Annotated in this window: 12 protein-coding genes; 7 read left to right on the forward strand and 5 right to left on the reverse strand. The window is 62.0% G+C overall.

What is annotated here, in order from left to right; translation table 11 throughout:
- Position 1 precedes the first annotated feature (1 nt).
- The 3 genes from KW840_RS16890 to KW840_RS16900 form a co-directional block, all read right to left on the reverse strand.
- Positions 2-1,006 (reverse strand): NAD-dependent epimerase, encoded by a 1,005-nt coding sequence (locus KW840_RS16890; RefSeq protein WP_090456389.1) that lies wholly within the window; start codon positions 1,004-1,006, stop codon positions 2-4.
- Complete coding sequence (locus KW840_RS16895) at positions 1,003-2,355, reverse strand: UDP-glucose/GDP-mannose dehydrogenase family protein (protein WP_218496409.1); 1,353 nt, start codon at positions 2,353-2,355, stop codon at positions 1,003-1,005. The genes KW840_RS16890 and KW840_RS16895 overlap by 4 nt, the downstream gene beginning before the upstream one ends.
- Before the next feature lie 469 nt (positions 2,356-2,824).
- Entirely contained in the window at positions 2,825-3,865 is a 1,041-nt protein-coding gene (locus KW840_RS16900; RefSeq protein ID WP_218496411.1) for an AraC family transcriptional regulator, read from the reverse strand.
- Between the two features lie 71 nt (positions 3,866-3,936).
- Here KW840_RS16900 and KW840_RS16905 point away from each other — a divergent pair, with 71 nt between their 5' ends.
- Entirely contained in the window at positions 3,937-4,851 is a 915-nt protein-coding gene (locus KW840_RS16905) for a LysR family transcriptional regulator (RefSeq protein WP_159389695.1), read from the forward strand.
- Between the two features lie 117 nt (positions 4,852-4,968).
- On the opposite strand, the gene KW840_RS16910 is transcribed toward KW840_RS16905, so the two are convergent.
- On the reverse strand, positions 4,969-5,889 hold the full coding sequence (locus KW840_RS16910) for a LysR family transcriptional regulator (RefSeq protein ID WP_256353397.1): 921 nt from the start codon (positions 5,887-5,889) through the stop codon (positions 4,969-4,971).
- Positions 5,890-5,983: 94 nt separating this feature from the next.
- Between KW840_RS16910 and KW840_RS16915 the strand changes: the two genes are divergently transcribed.
- The 5 genes from KW840_RS16915 to KW840_RS16935 all read left to right on the forward strand — a co-directional run bounded on the left by KW840_RS16915 (position 5,984) and on the right by KW840_RS16935 (position 13,601).
- Entirely contained in the window at positions 5,984-6,823 is an 840-nt protein-coding gene (locus KW840_RS16915) for an AraC family transcriptional regulator (protein WP_090456379.1), read from the forward strand.
- Positions 6,824-7,538: 715 nt separating this feature from the next.
- Entirely contained in the window at positions 7,539-9,365 is a 1,827-nt protein-coding gene (locus KW840_RS16920; RefSeq protein WP_218496414.1) for a DUF1302 domain-containing protein, read from the forward strand.
- A gap of 11 nt (positions 9,366-9,376) precedes the next feature.
- Positions 9,377-10,714 (forward strand): DUF1329 domain-containing protein, encoded by a 1,338-nt coding sequence (locus KW840_RS16925; protein WP_218496416.1) that lies wholly within the window; start codon positions 9,377-9,379, stop codon positions 10,712-10,714.
- A gap of 155 nt (positions 10,715-10,869) precedes the next feature.
- Positions 10,870-12,219, forward strand: a complete 1,350-nt coding sequence (locus tag KW840_RS16930) for a DUF1254 domain-containing protein (protein WP_218496418.1) — start codon at positions 10,870-10,872, stop codon at positions 12,217-12,219.
- Positions 12,216-13,601, forward strand: coding sequence for a DUF1254 domain-containing protein (locus KW840_RS16935; RefSeq protein WP_218496420.1), 1,386 nt, complete (start codon positions 12,216-12,218; stop codon positions 13,599-13,601). Before KW840_RS16930 ends, KW840_RS16935 begins: the two co-directional genes overlap by 4 nt.
- A 517-nt stretch (positions 13,602-14,118) precedes the next feature.
- Here KW840_RS16935 and KW840_RS16940 read toward each other — a convergent pair.
- Complete coding sequence (locus tag KW840_RS16940) at positions 14,119-16,092, reverse strand: alkyl/aryl-sulfatase (RefSeq protein WP_218496422.1); 1,974 nt, start codon at positions 16,090-16,092, stop codon at positions 14,119-14,121.
- 137 nt (positions 16,093-16,229) lie between these two features.
- Between KW840_RS16940 and KW840_RS16945 the strand changes: the two genes are divergently transcribed.
- Complete coding sequence (locus KW840_RS16945; RefSeq protein ID WP_218496424.1) at positions 16,230-16,898, forward strand: ABC transporter ATP-binding protein; 669 nt, start codon at positions 16,230-16,232, stop codon at positions 16,896-16,898.
- The last annotated feature ends 1 nt before the right edge of the window (position 16,899 follow it).

The raw sequence follows: 16,899 nt of genomic DNA on the forward strand, positions 1-16,899 counted from the left end.
GTCAGTAGTAAGAGCGGAACCAGGCAACGAAGCGCCCCAGTCCCTCGTCCAGTTCGATACGCGGTTGGAAATCGGTAGCGCGGGCCAGCTCACTGGCATCGGCGCAGGTGTTGAGGACATCGCCGGGTTGCAGGGGCAGCAGTTCGATCCGGACTTTTTGCCCCATGTGTTTTTCCAGCAATGCCAGATAGTCCTTGAGCTCTACCGGGTGCTGGCCGCCGATGTTGAAAATCCGCCAGGGTGCCATGCTCGTGGCCGGGTCTGGCTGTTCGCGGTCCCATTGAGCGTTGGCTTGCGGTGGGCGGTCGATCAGGCGTGTGATGCTCTCGATAATGTCGTCGATGTAGGTGAAGTCCCGCTGGTGCTTGCCGTAGTTGAACAGCTTCAGTGGCCGTTCTTCGGCGATGGCCCGGGCGAACTGGATCGGCGACATGTCAGGCCGTCCCCAGGGGCCGTACACCGTGAAAAAGCGCAGCCCGGTGCAGGGAATACCGAACAGGTGGCTGTAACTGTGGGCCATCAATTCGTTGGACTTCTTGGTCGCGGCGTACAGCGACAGCGGATGATCCACACCATCGTGCACCGAGTACGGTGTGTGCTGGTTGGCGCCATACACCGAACTGGACGAAGCGTAGATCAAGTGTTTGACCGGGTGGTTGCGGCAGCTTTCGAGGATGTTCAGGAACCCGCTCAAGTTGCTGTCCAGGTAGGCCCGGGGATTTTCCAGGGAATAACGCACCCCGGCCTGGGCCGCGAGGTGGATCACGATCTCCGGTTTTTCCCTGGCAAACAGTGCCTCGATGGCCGGTGTATCGGCCAGGTCAACCATTGAGAGCGGGAAAGGGCGTGCCTGCTCCTGCACCCAACGCACGCGATCGTGCTTGAGTTGCGGATCGTAGTAGCTGTTGAAGTTGTCGAGGCCGAATACCTGGTGTCCATCGCGCAACAGTCGCAGCACGCAATGGGCACCAATGAAGCCGGCTGCTCCGGTGACGAGAATCTTCATGGACGGACGGCCTCGGGCGTGATGCGGCGCAAGCCGATGCCACTGTAATGCAGGCCGGCGGCCGCCACCTGTTCCGGGCTGTACAGGTTGCGTCCGTCCACGATCACCCGTTTTCGCAGTTTGCTCGCCAGCCTGTCGAAGTCGACCACGCGAAAGTTCTTCCACTCGGTGCAGATCACCAGGGCATCGGCGTCTTCGAGTGTGTCATCGCGGGTGGCGCACAGATGCAGGTCGTCGCGGTAGCCGTAAATGCGCCGGCATTCGGACATGGCTTCCGGGTCGTAGGCTTGCACGCTCGCACCTTCGGCCCAGAGCGCCTCCATCAGGTTGCGGCTCGGTGCTTCGCGCATGTCATCGGTGTTGGGTTTGAACGCCAGGCCCCACACGGCGATGGACTTGCCGGCCAGTCCACCGGGAAATTGCGCCTTGAGTTTGCTGAACAGGATATGCCGCTGGTGGTCGTTGACGTCGGTCACGCTACGCAGCAACTTCAGGGACATTCCGGCGCGTTCGGCGGTGTGCAGCAGAGCGCGCAGGTCCTTGGGGAAGCAGGAACCGCCGAAGCCGCAACCGGGGTAGATGAAGTGGTAACCGATGCGCGGGTCCGAACCGATGCCTTTGCGCACGGCTTCGATATCTGCTCCCAGTAACTCGGTGAGGTTGGCCAGTTCGTTCATGAAACTGATGCGCGTGGCCAGCATCGCGTTCGCTGCGTACTTGGTCAACTCGGCGCTGCGGTTGTCCATGAACATCAATTTGTCGTGGTTGCGGCAGAACGGTGCGTAGAGCTCGCTCATCTGGCTGCGGGCTTCATCGTCAGCGGTACCGACGATGATCCGGTCCGGGCGCATGCAATCGGCCAGGGCACTGCCTTCCTTGAGAAACTCCGGGTTGGACACCACCCGTATCTTCAGCGAACCTTTGCCGCTGCGCTGCAACTCTTCAATGGCAGTGGCACTGACCTGGTCCGCCGTGCCTACCGGCACCGTGGATTTGATGATCAGGGTGCGGTCGGCCTTCATGAAACTGGCAATCTGCCGGGCCACGTTCAGCACATGGCTGAGGTCGGCCGAACCGTCTTCGTCGGCGGGCGTACCAACGGCGATGAAGATCAGTTCGGCGTGCTCTACCGCATCGCTGGCCTGGGTGGTGAAGAGCAGGCGACCAGCCTTGATGTTTTCTTCAAGGGTGCCGCAAAGCCCCGGCTCACTGATCGGTGGCACGGCCTGTTGCAGTTGTCGGATCTTGTTCGGATCGATGTCGACACACAGGACGCGATGTCCGACATCGGCCAATGCAGCTGCTTGTATCAGGCCAACATAGCCCGTACCAAATACGCTCACGTCCATATCAGCGTGCCTCGTAAAACGGTGGAGAGTTGCAAAACAAAACTGTCAAAAGGGGGTATAGACCAGCCTCGGCAAACCGTGTCGGCAAACCGGTAGGTTAAAGGGGCAAGACGCCCCCAAATGTGGGGCTATTGCCATCACTATTGGGTTTCACCACTCCCGATTTTGACTGTTTGGCGAAAATCCCAAGAAAGCAACAACCTGCCGCAAGCCTTGAAATACAAGGGTTGTAGCTGCTTGTGGGTGTCAGGTTTGAGCCGCCGGTTTAATGACGAGTGTTCACCGCGTCTGACAGTTCTTACGCACAGATGGCGCAATGCGAATGTTAAAAAATGTCCAACAATCTATTGATCAAGTGCCTGTCGAGTCATAGCAAATTCAATGATGCTGTCTTTGTCAGCCAGCCGCCTGTGAGCGGCTACGGGCGTTCATTCAATGGGCCGCCTAGGGTTCGCACGCGTGTGGTTTTTTATCGACCTTGCCGGGTTCGCCAGGCACCCGGCGCGCACCCCAGCCACCGCAGGCAGGCACGATTGAAGCTTTGCACATCGCTGTAGCCCAGGCGGTCGGAAATCTCCACCAGCTCCAGGTCCGTTCCCTGCAAAAAGTCTTCGGCCCGGTAGCGACGGTATTCGTCGAGCAACTCTGAAAAACTCCAGCCCAACGCCTTCAAGCGTCGGGCGGCGGTGCGCTCGAGCACGTGCTGGGTGGTACAGAATTGCTGCCAGTTGGCTTCGGCGAGGTTGCCGATCAAATGGTCGCAGACTTGCTCCAGCAAGGTCGGTTCGCTGTTGCGTCGGGTCTGCTCCAACAGCTCGATCAGCGTGTGTTCCAGTTCATGATTGCCCGGCGTCAACGGGATGACGAACAGCTGTGGATCGAGGCGGATCGAGTGCTGCGCCTGCCCCCATTGCACCGGTGCGCGAAAGGCTTGTTGATGTTCCTGCGCATTGGTCGTGCAAGCGCCGACCAGCCCGACGCCCAGAACCGGATCACGCTCCAGGCCGCTGGCGAGGAATTTGCGCCGCAACATGCTGCACAGGCTGATGAGTATGTAATCGGCGGTTGCCGCGCTGGTTTTCACACTGCCGCAATCGAGCAGGTGCAATTGGACGCTGTCGTCGCCGCGCACGATCCGCGCCTGGAAGTGCCCGTTGAAAAACGGAAAGAAACGCACGAAATACTGGCAGGCGCTGTCCAGTGAGTCGGCCACGTCGAACAGGTACGTCAGGCCATTGGTAGCGGTGGAAACGAAACGCCGGCCAGCCGCCAGGCCGATCAGCGGGTCGCCGGTCTGCTCCAGGGCAAACGCCCAGAAGCGCCGCGACATGAATAGCGGAATGCGCATGAATGGCGTGCGCAACTCGAACAGGCTGCGACGAAACAGGCCTTCGATACTGTCCCGGTCCACGCCACGGGCCAGCAACTCTTCGATGGCCGGCAGCAGAGTCGGCGCATAGAACGCATTGGGTATCGATTGATCGCGCAGTGGCTGATCGCTTTTTGTCATGTAGGGCTCACAGCTTGTTCCGCAACACTGGTTAGGCTGCCCGACGTTAAGCGATTTGCCGGAGCAAGACCATGCTTGATTTACGCCAGCTCGATTTGAACCTGTTGCTTGCCTTCGATGCGATTTATCAGCAGCGCAGCGTCACCCGTGCGGCCGAGGTGATGTGCCTGTCGCAACCGGCCATGAGCAATGCGTTGCGTCGCCTGCGCGAGTTGTGCGGCGACCCGCTGTTCATCAAGAGTCGCCTGGGGGTGACGCCGACACTGGTCGCCCATCGTCTGGCCGACTACGTGCGTGCAGCGCTGGAGTCATTGCGCGATGGCTTGCGCATGATTCCCGCCGCGCGGCAGAACAATCCACTGCTGCGCGTCAGTTGTCTGGATTGCCTGCAACCGGTGTTGCTCGATGCCTTGCTCGAGTCGCCCCACGCCGATTGGCAGGTGCGTTATTTCCAGCCCCGGCGCCGCGACGCCTTGCAGGACCTGGCCAGCGGCAAGCTGGATATCCTGATCGACCTCGACCAACCGCTGGCCGGGCTTGCCGGCCTGCACAAACAGGCATTGCCCGCCGACCATTATGTGTTCGCCTATGGCGCCGCGCTCAAGGAGCCGCCGCGCACCCTGCAGGAGTATCTGGAGCAGCCGCAGATCCAGGTGTCGAGCCGCCGCGACGGGCTCAGCCCGGTGGACTTGCAGCTTGGCTTGAAAGGCCTGCGCCGGAATGTGGCGATGAGCACCCAAAGCACCCTGGCCGCGAAGCTGATCGCCGATCGCCAGCCGTTCGGCATCAGCCTGCCAAGCCGGGTCGCCAACGTGCTGGGCCTGCAACACGTGCCGCTGCCCCTGGACGAACCCGTGGAATTGAAACTGGCGCTGTACATCGAGTCGCGCTATCGCTTCGAGCGCAGCCGCGAGGAGGCGATGCACTGCCTGCTGCGCGCCCTCGGTGAGCCCCGAGCCTTGCAGTCGCTGGCGCGGCGCGCGTGATCTACCCCTGTAGGAGCGAGCTTGCTCGCGATGGAGTGTCATTCACCGCTGTGTCGACTGATACACCATCGCGAGCAAGCTCGCTCCTACAGGGATTTGTGTGTGTTTCAGATGCGCCTAGTTCGACGCCAGCAAACGTTGGTCGACCGTCAGCACAGCATCGACCATCGCCAGCGCGGCCGGTGTCAGGGAATGCCCGGCACGGCTGACGATGCCGTAATGCAATTGCAGGCCGGGATCCTCCTTGGGCACGTCGGTAAACTCCAGCAGCCGGATCAGGCCCTGGTCCACCAGTTCGGCCAAGGCCTCCATGGTGGCTATACCCACCGCATCGGAACGCATCACCACGCGGCGGATCGCATCGAATTGCGCGCACTCCACGCTCGGGTTGAAGTCCGCCTCGCCCTGCACGTCGGCGAGGATCTTGCGGATCATCGGCGGTATTCGCGTGCCGACCACCGCGTAGTCGAGCAGGGCGCGCAGGGACAGGTTCTGCTGCTGCACCAAGGGATGACCGACACGGCAAAAGAACCGACCACGTCTAGGGCGCAACAGCTGAACCTGGTATTGCGGGTCGCCGGTGAAGTACCGCGCGTCGGCCACGAGGAATTCGATCTGCTGTTCGCGAAGCCAGACCGCCAGTTGCTCCCAGTCGCCCTGGTGGAAGCTGATGCGGATCGCCGGGTGAGCCTGGATGAATTCCGCCAACGCCTCGGGCACCAGCACCTGGGCCGGGTACGGGCCGCAGCCGAAGTGCAACTCGCCACCGGTCAGGCCGTTGTATTGCGTCAGTTCGTTTTGCAGGGCCTGGCTGCCGGCGAGCAGGCGCCGGGCATGTTGCAGTACCAGTTCACCCTGGCCAGTCAGACGGAATTCGCGGCTGCTGCGTTCTACCAGCGCGCAGTCGAGGTCGCGCTCCAGGGTCTGGATGCTGCGACTGAAGGCGGGTTGGCTGAGGTTGATCGCCTCGGCGGCACGGCCGAAGTTGCGGTAATCGGCCAGGGCGACAAGGTGGCGGAGTTGTCGTAGGTCCATCATGCGTCTCCTGCATTTCTCGGATACTTTTAATGCATTGGATCGATATCACAGGGGCTGGCATAAGTACACGCCTGTCTTCTCGTCGTAACCTGCCATGACCAGCCAACCGTTCATTTCCAGCGCCTTCACCCGCACCATTCTCAGCCATGCCCGGCAGTCCGGACTGTGCCAGGACCAACTGCTGCAACGGGCCGGCATCTGCCAGTCGTTGCTCGAAGGGCAGGACCTGCACGTGCCTGCGCACCTGGTCGAACGCCTGTGGAATGAATGCGAACGTGCGGGCGCCGGGGTGTCGTTTGGCTGCGAACTGGTCAACGGCATGGCGACTACCACGTTACGGGGTTTGAACATTCTGCTGGACTCCGCCGCGACCCTTCGCGCGAGCCTGGCGTGTTTCACTGATTTCCTGCCGCGGGTGACCAACTACGTAGTGGCGGAACTGGAGGAGGGTGACGGGCAGGCTCGCTTGCATTTGCGCAGTGTTGACCAGCCGCCGCATTTTTTTGGTCTCGATGCGGCGACCCTGACGTTGGTGCGCAACATCGCCCGACGTTTGGGGCGCGCGCCGGCCGAGGTGTTCGTCGCGGTCCACTTGACGCCGCAACAGGCTGCCGGGCAGTGGTTGCGTAGCATGGGTGTCGAGGTGCTGGAGGGTTCACATCCGTGTCTGAGCCTGCCAGCGGCCAGTCTCGATGAGCCTTTGCTGGGGGCCAATGGGTTTTTGCATCAGAGTATGTTGCGGCACTGGCAGACCGCTGCGGCGCAACACACCCGTAGCGATAGCCTGGAGTTGGCGCGGCACTGGTTGACGGCGGGGGATCAGCCGATTGAGCGGATTGCCGAGCGGTTGGGGTATCGGCAGCCGAGCAATTTCATTCGGGCGTTTCGCAAGCAGTTCGGGATTACGCCTAAGCAGTTTCGCCTTGGTTTGTAGGTTGATGGGGTCGGTGTACATATCCGTTTCTTCGGTAACGGCGGCTGGCGGTTTCGCCCTTACGGCGAGTCCCTTTGGCAAACGCCCCAAAGGAACCAAAGGTCTGGCCCCTTACGTACGGCCCCTCGCTAAGGCTCGGCGTTCCTTCGCTGCGGCATTCATCCGGGGGCATCGCCCTCCGGTTGGCTTCGCTGGCACCTACATGCGATGTGTTCGACTGCGTCGAACGGCGCTGCGCGCCAATCCCCGGATGAACACCTCCACTCAGCCTGCCGAGGGGGCGGGTGGATCAAGATCAAGAGCTGCAGGCGAGCTAACGCTCGGCCTGATGAGTGGTGAGAAGCGACGCGGTGGTGCGGGATGCTCTGCTTTTGCTCTGCTCTTCTGTGGGAGCGAGCTTGCTCGCGATGGCGGCCTGCCAGCGGACCGAAATCTTGCAGATGTACTCGATACCTGTGGGAGCGAGCTTGCTCGCGAAAAACGTCCAGACACCGCGTTCATTCAGACAACACGCGTTATCGTTGACGTCCTTCGCGAGCAGGCTCGCTCCTACAGGTGACCGCATCCGCAGAAACGGATATGTACGCCTTCAGAAATTAACCGAAGCCCCCCGCAGATCCCCCCGATGATTATTTTTTGTCGGCCATCGCTTGCGTGTCGGGGCCGATAGTTGGGCACCGTGTCCGGGCTGAGCAAACCTGACCGGAGCCTAATAATGATAAAAAAACGCTCGGCCACAGCCGGAGTCCGCCAACGGCTTCACCGGCTTGGCCACACTCGCCCGCAACCCCTTGCGCTGGCGATTCTTGCCGTACTGACGGGGCCAACCTACGCCACCACATTTGACCTCAACGAAGACTGGAGCCTGTCGACCAAGACCAGCCTGAGCCTGGGCAGCAGCTGGTCGACGCAAAACCCTGACAAGAGCCTGATGACCCGCGCCAACGCCTTGCAGGCCCAAGGCGTAAATGCCAATGGCACCAGCGTCAGCGCCGACGACAACCGGCTGAACTTCAAGAAGGGCGACCCCATCTCGCAACTCTTCAAGGGGCTCACCGATATCAGTCTCGATGGCCAGGGCCAGGGTGCGTTCATTCGCTTCAAGTACTGGTACGACCATGCCTATGAAACCGGCAATGGCCGCTTCAAGGATTTCGACGATTCGGGCTGGGACGACCTGTCAAAATTCAAGGGCTTCGAGGTGCTCGATGCCTACGTCTGGAAAGACTTCCAGGTGGCCGAACATCCGCTGAACGTAAAGGTCGGTAACCAGGTGTTGTCCTGGGGCGAAGCGCTGCTGATCCAGAACGGCATCAACGTGATCAACCCGTTGGACATCTCGGCGTTCAACCGTCCCGGCGTGGAGATCAAGGAAGGCCAGTTGCCGGTGGAGATGGTCTCCTTCAGCTTCGGCCTGACCGACACCACCAACCTCGAAGGTTTCTACCTGTACAACTGGCGCCCCAGCGTACTCGACGGTTGCGGCACCTTCTTCGCCAGCAGTGATGTGATCCAGCCGGGTTGCGGGCCGCTGTACCTGAGCCAGGTGCAGACCGATCAACAGATGCAGGCCGCTGGTTTGTTCGCCACGTCCCGGGGCAACGAATCGCCGTCCGACAACGGCCAGTTCGGCTTCGCCTTGCGCCAGATGATCCCGGCGCTCAACGATGCGGAAGCGGCGATCTACTACATCAACTATCACTCGCGGTTGCCGTACTTCACCATTAACGCCAGGAACACCGCCGTGCCCGGTACCTTCCCCGGTGGTATCCAGGGGCCGAGCTATGCGGCGGCCTTCCCGGAAAATATTCGCCTGTACGGCATCAGCCTCAACGGCGTCGAGCCTGTCACCGGGATTTCCCTGGCCGGTGAGTTGAGCTACCGGCCGAACATGCCGATCGCGATCAACGCGCCCGACGTCAACGTTGCGGTGATTTCCGGACCGGGGGGCAGTTCTTGGTTGCAGTTGCCGCCCGGCTTCAGCACCACCAATGGCAGCCAGTTCGATGCGTGGGAGCGCAAGGGCGTCTGGCAGTTGACCGGTTCGGCCACCCAGGCCATCGACAACGTGCTGGGCGCCACGCGCCTGAGCCTGTTCGGTGAGGCCGGTGTCGTGCACATCGACGATCTGGGGGACGAGCGCCTGGGCCGTAACGCCGCGTTCGGCCGCAGCGCCCCGCGCAACGGCACGCCGTGCAACACGGTGGCTTCAGGTGTGACCAACCAATACTGCACCGACAAGGGCTTTGCCACCGATTGGTCGTGGGGGTATCGCCTGCGCGCCAGCCTCGAATACAGCGATGTGTTGCCAGGCATCAACCTGATTCCGGCCGTCAACTGGCGGCATGACGTCTCGGGCTATTCCTACGATCCGCAAGGGCCGTTCCAGGAAGGCCAGCAAGCGCTGGGCGTGAGCCTGACCGGCGTCTACATGAACGACTACAGCGTGGAACTGGCCTACAACACGTTCTTCGGTTCCAACGACTACAGCACCCTCGACGACCGCGATTTTGCATCCGTCAGCTTCAAGGCAGACTTCTAAGGAGAACCGTTATGCGTATGCAATTGTGCGTGCTGGCCCTGGCCTGCACCGTCGGCCTGGCCCAGGCCAAAGGCACCGATTCGACGGCACTGGGCAAGACCCTGACCCCCATGGGCTCGGAAATGGCGGCCAATGCCGACGGCAGCATTCCGGCCTGGACCGGTGGTCTGGCGAGCAACGCCGGCACCGTCGACAGCAAGGGCGGCTACAGCGATCCGTATGCCGCCGAGAAGCCGTTGTTCACCGTCACCGCGCAGAACCTGACGCAATACCAGAAGTTTCTCAGCCCCGGGCAAATCGCGTTGTTCAAGCGTTTTCCCGACACCTACAAGATGAACATCTACCCGAGCCATCGCAGCGCCAACCTGCCCAAGGAGGTACTGGCGGCCAGTCGTGAGAACGTCGCCAAGACCAGCATGGCCGACGGCGGCAACGGCTTGCACGACTATGCCAGGGGCATTCCGTTTCCGTTGCCCACCGAAGGCCTGGAGGTGATGTGGAACCACATGACCCGTTATCGCGGCGGCAGTTACGAGCGCATCAGCAGCGCCGCGCTGGTGCGTGAAAATGGCGCCACCAGCTACGTGCGCAACCAGTCCTTGATCAACTTTGCCGACACCGTGGGCGGGCTGGAACCGGGCTCGAACATCCTGTTCATGTTCAAGAGCCGGGTGCTGGAACCGGCGCGTCTGTCCGGTGAGGCGGTGCTGGTGCACGAGCCGATTGACCAGGTCGCCGAGCCGCGTTCGGCCTGGCAGTACCTGCCGGGGCAACGTCGCGTACGCCGTGCGCCGATGATCGCCTACGACAACAGCGCCCGTTACAGCAACGGCCTGATCACCGCCGACAACATCGATGGCTACAACGGCGCGCCGGACCGTTTCGACTGGAAACTGGTGGGCAAGCAAGAGCTGTTCATCCCTTACAACAGCTACAAGATCGGCAGCCGCGACCTCAAGTACGACACCGTGATCAAGCCCAACCACGTCAATCAGGACCTGGCCCGCTACGAGAAGCACCGCGTGTGGGTGGTCGAAGCGACCCTCAAGCCCGGTGCCCGGCACATCTACGCCAAACGTCGCTTCTATGTGGACGAAGACAGCTGGCAGATCGCCCAGTCGGACCAGTACGACAGTCGCGGTGAACTGTGGCGCAGCGGTGAACTGCACGCGATCCAGCAGTACGACCACGGCTTCACCTACAACGTGCTGGAAACCTCCTATGACCTGATCTCCGGACGCTACTACGCCGGCGGCCTGGCCAACGAAGAGACCGAGCCGATGCGCGTGGGCTTCGCCGCCAAGACCGACGACTACACCCCGTCGGACCTGAGGCGTTGGGCCAAATAAACCGGGAGGCACCGTAAATCCCTTGTGGGAGCGAGCTGGCTCGCGATGGCGGCGTGTCAGATGACATCAATGTTGGATGTTCCGGCTTCATCGCGAGCAAGCTCGCTCCCACAGGGATCAGTGTGTGTTGATATTTATCTACCAGGAGATCTGCCATGCGCTACTGGATATCCGCTCTGGCCCTGGGCGCGAGCCTGGGTACTGTTCACGCCGCAACCCTCGACCAACAGCAAGCCAAAGACCTGGCGCAGGAGGCCTACGTGTTCGCCTACGCCACCGTCGAACACGACAAAGTGCTCAGCGCCATCGCCGCGAAACTGCCGTTCAACCGTCTCTACAGCGAACCGCGCCTGCTCGGCCCGCAAGACAACAAAGTGGTGTCGCCCAACAACGACACCTTCTATTCCCGTGCCTTGCTGGACTTGCGCAGCGAACCTGTGGTGCTTGACGTACCGGCCGTGCAAGGTCGCTACTACAGTTTCCAGCTGGTGGACATGCGCACCGACAACCTCGACTACATCGGCACTCGCGCCACGGGTGACAAGGCGGGGCGCTACCTGATTGTCGGGCCGGACTGGAAGGGGCCCGCGCCATCGGGGTTCAGCGCGGTGATTCGCTCACCGAGCCGGCTGGTCTTCCTGTTGGGACGGACCGAGGTCAAGGGCGAAGCGGATCAGAAAGACGCCGCGCAAGTGCTGAGGGGCTACGCCTTGCAACCGCTGTCCAAAGTCAATGGCAGCGCGCCCCCTGAACCCTTGGTACCGCTGCAACTGCCAGCGTACACGGACACTAGGCACGGGCCGGCGCAGGTGTTGTTCAGCACCTTCAACGCGCTGGCCCCCTTGCATCAATGGACCGCCAGCGAACAAAAGAAACTGGCCCGTTTCGCCGCCATCGGGGTGAAACCGGGGGCCGGATTCCAGGCCCCGGCGGACTTGAACGAAGCCGTCGCACAGGGCGCCGAAGCCGGTCGCGAACAGGTCCGCGCAGCCTCCAGCCAACTATCGGTGGAACAGCAGGGCTGGTTGCCGTCGCCGCCCAACGTCGGCAAGTTTGGTGACGATGACCTGACCCGTGCCGCAGTCGCCTGGCGCTACATCTACGCCAACGATGCGGTGGAAGCGCTGTACCCGATGGCGTTGCACGATGCAAAGGGGCAGGAGCTCAACGGCCAACACGCCTATCGCCTGCATTTTCCCGCCGGGCAATTGCCGCCGGTGAATGCGTTCTGGTCGCTGACCCTGTATGACGGCAAAACCCAGTTGCTGGTGGCCAACCCGATCCAGCGTTACGCCCTGGGCGACCGCAGCCCTGGTCTACAATACGATGCCGACGGCGGCTTGACCCTGATCCTGCAAGCCGATGCGCCCAAGGCTGCGCCGCAGGGCAACTGGCTGCCGACGCCGCAAGGTCCGTTCAACCTGCTGTTGCGCCTGTACCTGCCCAAGGGCGGGGCATTGGACGGGAGTTATCAGTTGCCGACGATTGCGAGGATCGAATCATGAACCTGATTTTCAGTCGCCGCCGGTTGCTGGGCGGCATGGGGATATTGGGAGCAAGTCTGATGTTTCCACGCCGGCTGCTGGCCGGTGATTCCGATGACCCTCGGCAGATTGCCAAAGAGGCGTGGATTTACGCGTACCCCATGCTCATGCATTACCAGACCATGGAAAAACAGGCGCTCAAGCCGGCCGCGCCGGAGTACGTTGGCGGCTTCAACCGCTTTCGTCATTACAGCGAGTTGTTTACCCCGAACAACCGCGACATCGTCACGCCGAACAACGACACGCCGTACTCCTGGGCGTGGCTTGACCTGCGCAGCGAGCCGCAGGTGTTGAGTGTGCCGGCCGTGCCTGACGACCGCTATTACGTGCTTCAACTGGTCGACCAGTACACCCACAACTTTGCCTATGTCGGCGTGCTCAGCACCGGTCGCGATGCGGGGAATTACCTGATCGCCGGACCCCACTGGCAAGGCCCGACACCGGACGGCGTCAAGGCTGTGCTGCGCAGTGAAACCGAAATCGTCATGGTGCTTGGGAGAACGGGCCTGAAAAACGCCGGGGACCTGCCGGCGGTGCGTGCCTTGCAGCAGCAATACGGTTTGCGTTCGTTGCATGAATACATCGGCAGTGCGCCGCCTGTGGCTGCGCCAGCCATTGACTGGCGCCCCTGGGACAGCAAGACCGGGTTGGGGCTGGAGTTTATCCCGGCGCTGAACCAGATCCTCAGCCTGTGCCCCACGCAACCGTCCGAACAAGCCTTGCGCGCGCGCTTTGCACGGATCGGCATCGTGCCCGGCCAAGGTTTCGACCCGGCGACGTTGCCGCAAGCAACGCGCCAGGCACTGCTCGCCGGGATTCAAGACGCCCAGGCGCAACTGCAAACCGCGGTGAGCCAGGTTCGCACCACCCTCGGGCTGTTCGGCACTCGCGAAGCGCTGAACGGCAATTACCTCAACCGCGCTGTCGCGGCGAATGTCGGCATCTACGGCAACAGCGTGGAAGAGGCCTTCTACACCGGCACTCGCCTGGATAATCAGGGGCAACCCTTGCAGGGTGGGCGAAGCTATCGCCTGCGTTTCGCAGCGGGTCAATTGCCGCCGGCCAGCGAGTTCTGGTCGCTGACGCTGTATGACTTGCCGGACCGGCAACTGGTGGCCAACCCGATCAATCGCTACTGCCTGAGCAGCCGGGATCAGTTGCAGGAAGATGCGGATGGTGGGTTGACGTTGATCCTGCAGAACGTCGCTCCGCCGGAGCAGAGCAACTGGTTGCCGACGCCTGCAAGCGGAGCGTTCACCCTGGTCCTGCGCCTGTATGGACCCGGGCAGCAGGTGGTCAATCAGCGCTGGAAAATGCCGGTGGTTGAAGTGGTGTCTGCCTGAACCGCATCGCGAGCAAGCTCGCTCCCACAGAGGATCTGTGTCGTTCACAAATGCTGTGAACAACCCGGCCCCCTGTGGGAGCGAGCTTGCTCGCGATGGCGACCTGACAGTCAATCAGGTACTCACAGACGAACGAACCCGGCAAACAGGCCGGCCGGTAGGCCGCCTCGGGTTAGCCGCCCCCGGCCATGGATGGCCGATGGCGGCGGGCCCACGGAGCAGGACCGGAGCGAGGGCATGCCGAGCCTAGGCGAGGCACCGAACGTCAGGGGCAAGAGCCCTTGGTTACTTGGGGCTTTTCCAAGTGACCCGCCGTAAGGGCGGAACCCTGAGTGGCCGTGACCGCAGCAAGGGATATGTACACCCACAAAACAATCATCGCCTGACACAAAGCCATCGCGAGCAAGCTCGCTCCCACAGGGGATCGGGTTGTTCACAGCATTTGTGAATGGCACAGATCCAGTGTGGGAGCGAGCCTACTCGCGATGAAGGCGACGCGGTTTCCCGCGTCATCCGGTCAAGGCGTGACAATATTGAACTGCGGCGCAAACGTATCGAGGCTGCTCATCAACTCCCCAAGCTTCTTGCCATTGCCTTGCAACTTGATCAGACCTTTCTGGATTGCCGTCGGAATATCCAGTTGCTTGAGGCTGATCTGTTCCAGGGTGGCCTTGCTCATGGTCACGCTGGCATCCGCCTGAGCATTGAGCCCTGCACGGTGGGTCAGCACGCCATTGCGCAGGGTCAGGTTGAAGTCCTTGCTCAGGTCATCGAAGGTCCAGTTCAGGGTCAGGTCATGGCCTACGGCCTTTTCACTGTCCAGGCGCACCGCCAGGAAGTCGAAGAACATCTGCGGGCTCATCGCCCGCACCATGTCCACCGATACCGAAGTGCCCGCATGGGGTGGCACGCCGTTGCGCAGCTCCATGGCACCGGTCAGGTACATGTTGCGCCAGGTGGCGTTTTCACTTTGATAGCCCATTTGCTCCAACGCCTGGGCCTGGACTTTGCGGGCGTCGCCGTTGTCCGGGTTGGCGAACAGCACCTGATTGCCCAGTTGCGCGGCCCAGCGGTATTCACCCTTGGCCATCGCCGCCTGCATTTTCTCAAGCACTGCCGCTTCGCCGCCCATGGCCTCGACCGAACGCTTGGCCGTTTCTACCGGCGGCAGCGGATTGAGGTTGGCCGGGTTACCGTCATAGAAACCCATGTAGCGCTGATACACCGCCCGGGTGTTGAAACTCAGTGAGCCGTAGTAGCCACGGGTGTACCACTTCTGGTCGAGGTTGCCGGGCAGTTTCTTGATTGAATCGGCGATTTCCAGCGGCGTCAGGCCCTGGTTCAGCAGGTGCAGGGTGCGGTCATTGAGGAAGGCGTACATGTCGCGCTGGTCGGCGAGGAAGGTGCGGATGCGTTCGCCACCCCAGGTCGGCCAGTTGTGCTGGGCGAACAACACGTCGCTCTTGTCGCCGTAACGCGCCAGGCTGGCGTCGAGGTACTCGGCCCAGGCCTTGGCGTCACGCACTTGCGCGCCGCGGGGGGTAAGGATGTTGTGCATCATTTGCGTGGCGTTTTCCGCCATGCACAAGGCGCGCAATTGCGGCAGGTACAGGTTCATCTCTGCCGGCGCCTCGGTGCCCGGGGTCAACTGGAACTCTACCTCGAGACCGGCGATGGTGCGGGTTTGCAGTTCCTTGTCGATCAGGTCGGTGGGCGGGATCAGGGTGACAGTGCCGCCGCTCGGTGTGCTCTTGCCCAGGCCGGCGTCGACCTGGCCTTTTTCGCCACGGGGCAGCAGGCTGCCGAACTGGAACTGTGCGCGGCGGCTCATGGCATTGCCGGCGTAGACGTTCTCGCTCATCACGTGTTCCATGAACCCGGTGGGGGCGAACACCTTGACCTTGCCGGCCTTGACGTCGGCTTCGTCGATGACCCCGCGCACGCCACCGAAGTGGTCGACGTGGGTGTGGCTGTAGATCACCGCCACCACCGGTTTGCGCGGACGGTTCTGGTAGTACAGGTCCAGTGCCGCCTTGGCGGTTTCGGCCATGGTCAGCGGGTCGATGATGATCAGCCCGTCGTCGCCTTCGATGATGGTCATGTTGGCCAGGTCGAGGCCGCGTACCTGATACAGCCGTGGGCTGACTTCGAACAATCCGGCATGGGCGCTGAGTTGGGCCAGGCGCCAGAGGCTCGGGTTGACCGACTCCGGGGCCTGGTCTTTGGCGAGGAAGTCATAGGCCTGGATATCCCAGATGACCTTGCCCGAGGCGTCCTTGACCTGGCCCTTGAACGGCGCGATCAGACCCTTGGTGACCGACTCGTAGTCGGTGCGGTCGGTGAAGGGCAGTTGTTGCAGCACGGCGGCGTTACTGGCCGTGGTTTGCGGGCTGGCTGCGACCGGTCCATCGGCGGCGACCACCGATTGCGCAAGGCAGGCAGTGATCAGGCAAGCGAGCAGCCCACGAGGGCTCAAGGTGAAACGAGGCATGGCGTCTCCGTTTTTTATCGTTATGGTTAGACCAGCTTCGAGGGTAGTGCGGGGCGCGGGCGGGGCGATCATCAGCAACGGACAAAAAACATTCAGGACCGCTATCCTTGAGCCACGCCTATCCAGCAGGTTGACCCATGCTTGAAGTCCATGGTGTTTTCAAAAGCTACGCCACACCGCAGGGGCCGCTGCCGGTGCTGCAAGGCGTCGACCTGACGCTCAGGCCCGGCAGCAGCCTGGCGCTGATGGGCGAGTCGGGCAGTGGCAAAAGCACCTTGTTGCACCTGATCGCCGGGCTGGACAAGGTCGATCGCGGCAGCATCCGCAGTGGCGCGCATCGCCTGGAACAGATGAATGAAGGGCAACTGGCGAACTGGCGCCGTACGGAAATCGGCCTGGTGTTCCAGCAGTTCAACCTGATCGGCAGCCTGCGGGTCGAAGACAACCTGGCGATTCAGGCGCGGCTGGCGGGGCGTCATGACCCACGCTGGCAGGCGCACTTGGTGCAACGCCTGGGCCTGGGCGAGCTGCTGCGGCGCTATCCCGAGCAACTGTCCGGCGGCCAGCAGCAACGGGTCGCGCTGGGCCGGGCGCTGGCGTCGCGTCCGCCATTGTTGCTGGCCGACGAGCCCACCGGCAGCCTCGATGAAACCACCGGTGCCGAGGTGTTGCAGTTGCTGCTGGAATTGCTCGACGACAGTCCCACCAGCCTGTTGATGGTCACCCACAGTCTTGGCGTCGCGGCACGGCTGGCGGAAAAAGCCCTGCTGTGCGGCGGTCGCCTGGCCGCTGCGGGCGAGCGCTGAC

The organism is Pseudomonas sp. PDM30, from assembly GCF_019218985.1.
GTDB lineage: Bacteria > Pseudomonadota > Gammaproteobacteria > Pseudomonadales > Pseudomonadaceae > Aquipseudomonas > Aquipseudomonas jessenii.

Excerpts from the sequence above, each read along its gene's own strand:
- KW840_RS16915 (WP_090456379.1), top strand. The coding sequence starts at position 5,984 with ATGACCAGCCAACCGTTCATTTCCAGCGCCTTCACCCGCACCATTCTC.
- KW840_RS16910 (WP_256353397.1), bottom strand. The coding sequence starts at position 5,889 with ATGATGGACCTACGACAACTCCGCCACCTTGTCGCCCTGGCCGATTAC.
- KW840_RS16890 (WP_090456389.1), bottom strand. The coding sequence starts at position 1,006 with ATGAAGATTCTCGTCACCGGAGCAGCCGGCTTCATTGGTGCCCATTGC.
- KW840_RS16945 (WP_218496424.1), top strand. The coding sequence starts at position 16,230 with ATGCTTGAAGTCCATGGTGTTTTCAAAAGCTACGCCACACCGCAGGGG.
- KW840_RS16940 (WP_218496422.1), bottom strand. The coding sequence starts at position 16,092 with ATGCCTCGTTTCACCTTGAGCCCTCGTGGGCTGCTCGCTTGCCTGATC.
- KW840_RS16925 (WP_218496416.1), top strand. The coding sequence starts at position 9,377 with ATGCGTATGCAATTGTGCGTGCTGGCCCTGGCCTGCACCGTCGGCCTG.
- KW840_RS16905 (WP_159389695.1), top strand. The coding sequence starts at position 3,937 with ATGCTTGATTTACGCCAGCTCGATTTGAACCTGTTGCTTGCCTTCGAT.
- KW840_RS16895 (WP_218496409.1), bottom strand. The coding sequence starts at position 2,355 with ATGGACGTGAGCGTATTTGGTACGGGCTATGTTGGCCTGATACAAGCA.
- KW840_RS16900 (WP_218496411.1), bottom strand. The coding sequence starts at position 3,865 with ATGACAAAAAGCGATCAGCCACTGCGCGATCAATCGATACCCAATGCG.
- KW840_RS16920 (WP_218496414.1), top strand. The coding sequence starts at position 7,539 with ATGATAAAAAAACGCTCGGCCACAGCCGGAGTCCGCCAACGGCTTCAC.
- KW840_RS16935 (WP_218496420.1), top strand. The coding sequence starts at position 12,216 with ATGAACCTGATTTTCAGTCGCCGCCGGTTGCTGGGCGGCATGGGGATA.
- KW840_RS16930 (WP_218496418.1), top strand. The coding sequence starts at position 10,870 with ATGCGCTACTGGATATCCGCTCTGGCCCTGGGCGCGAGCCTGGGTACT.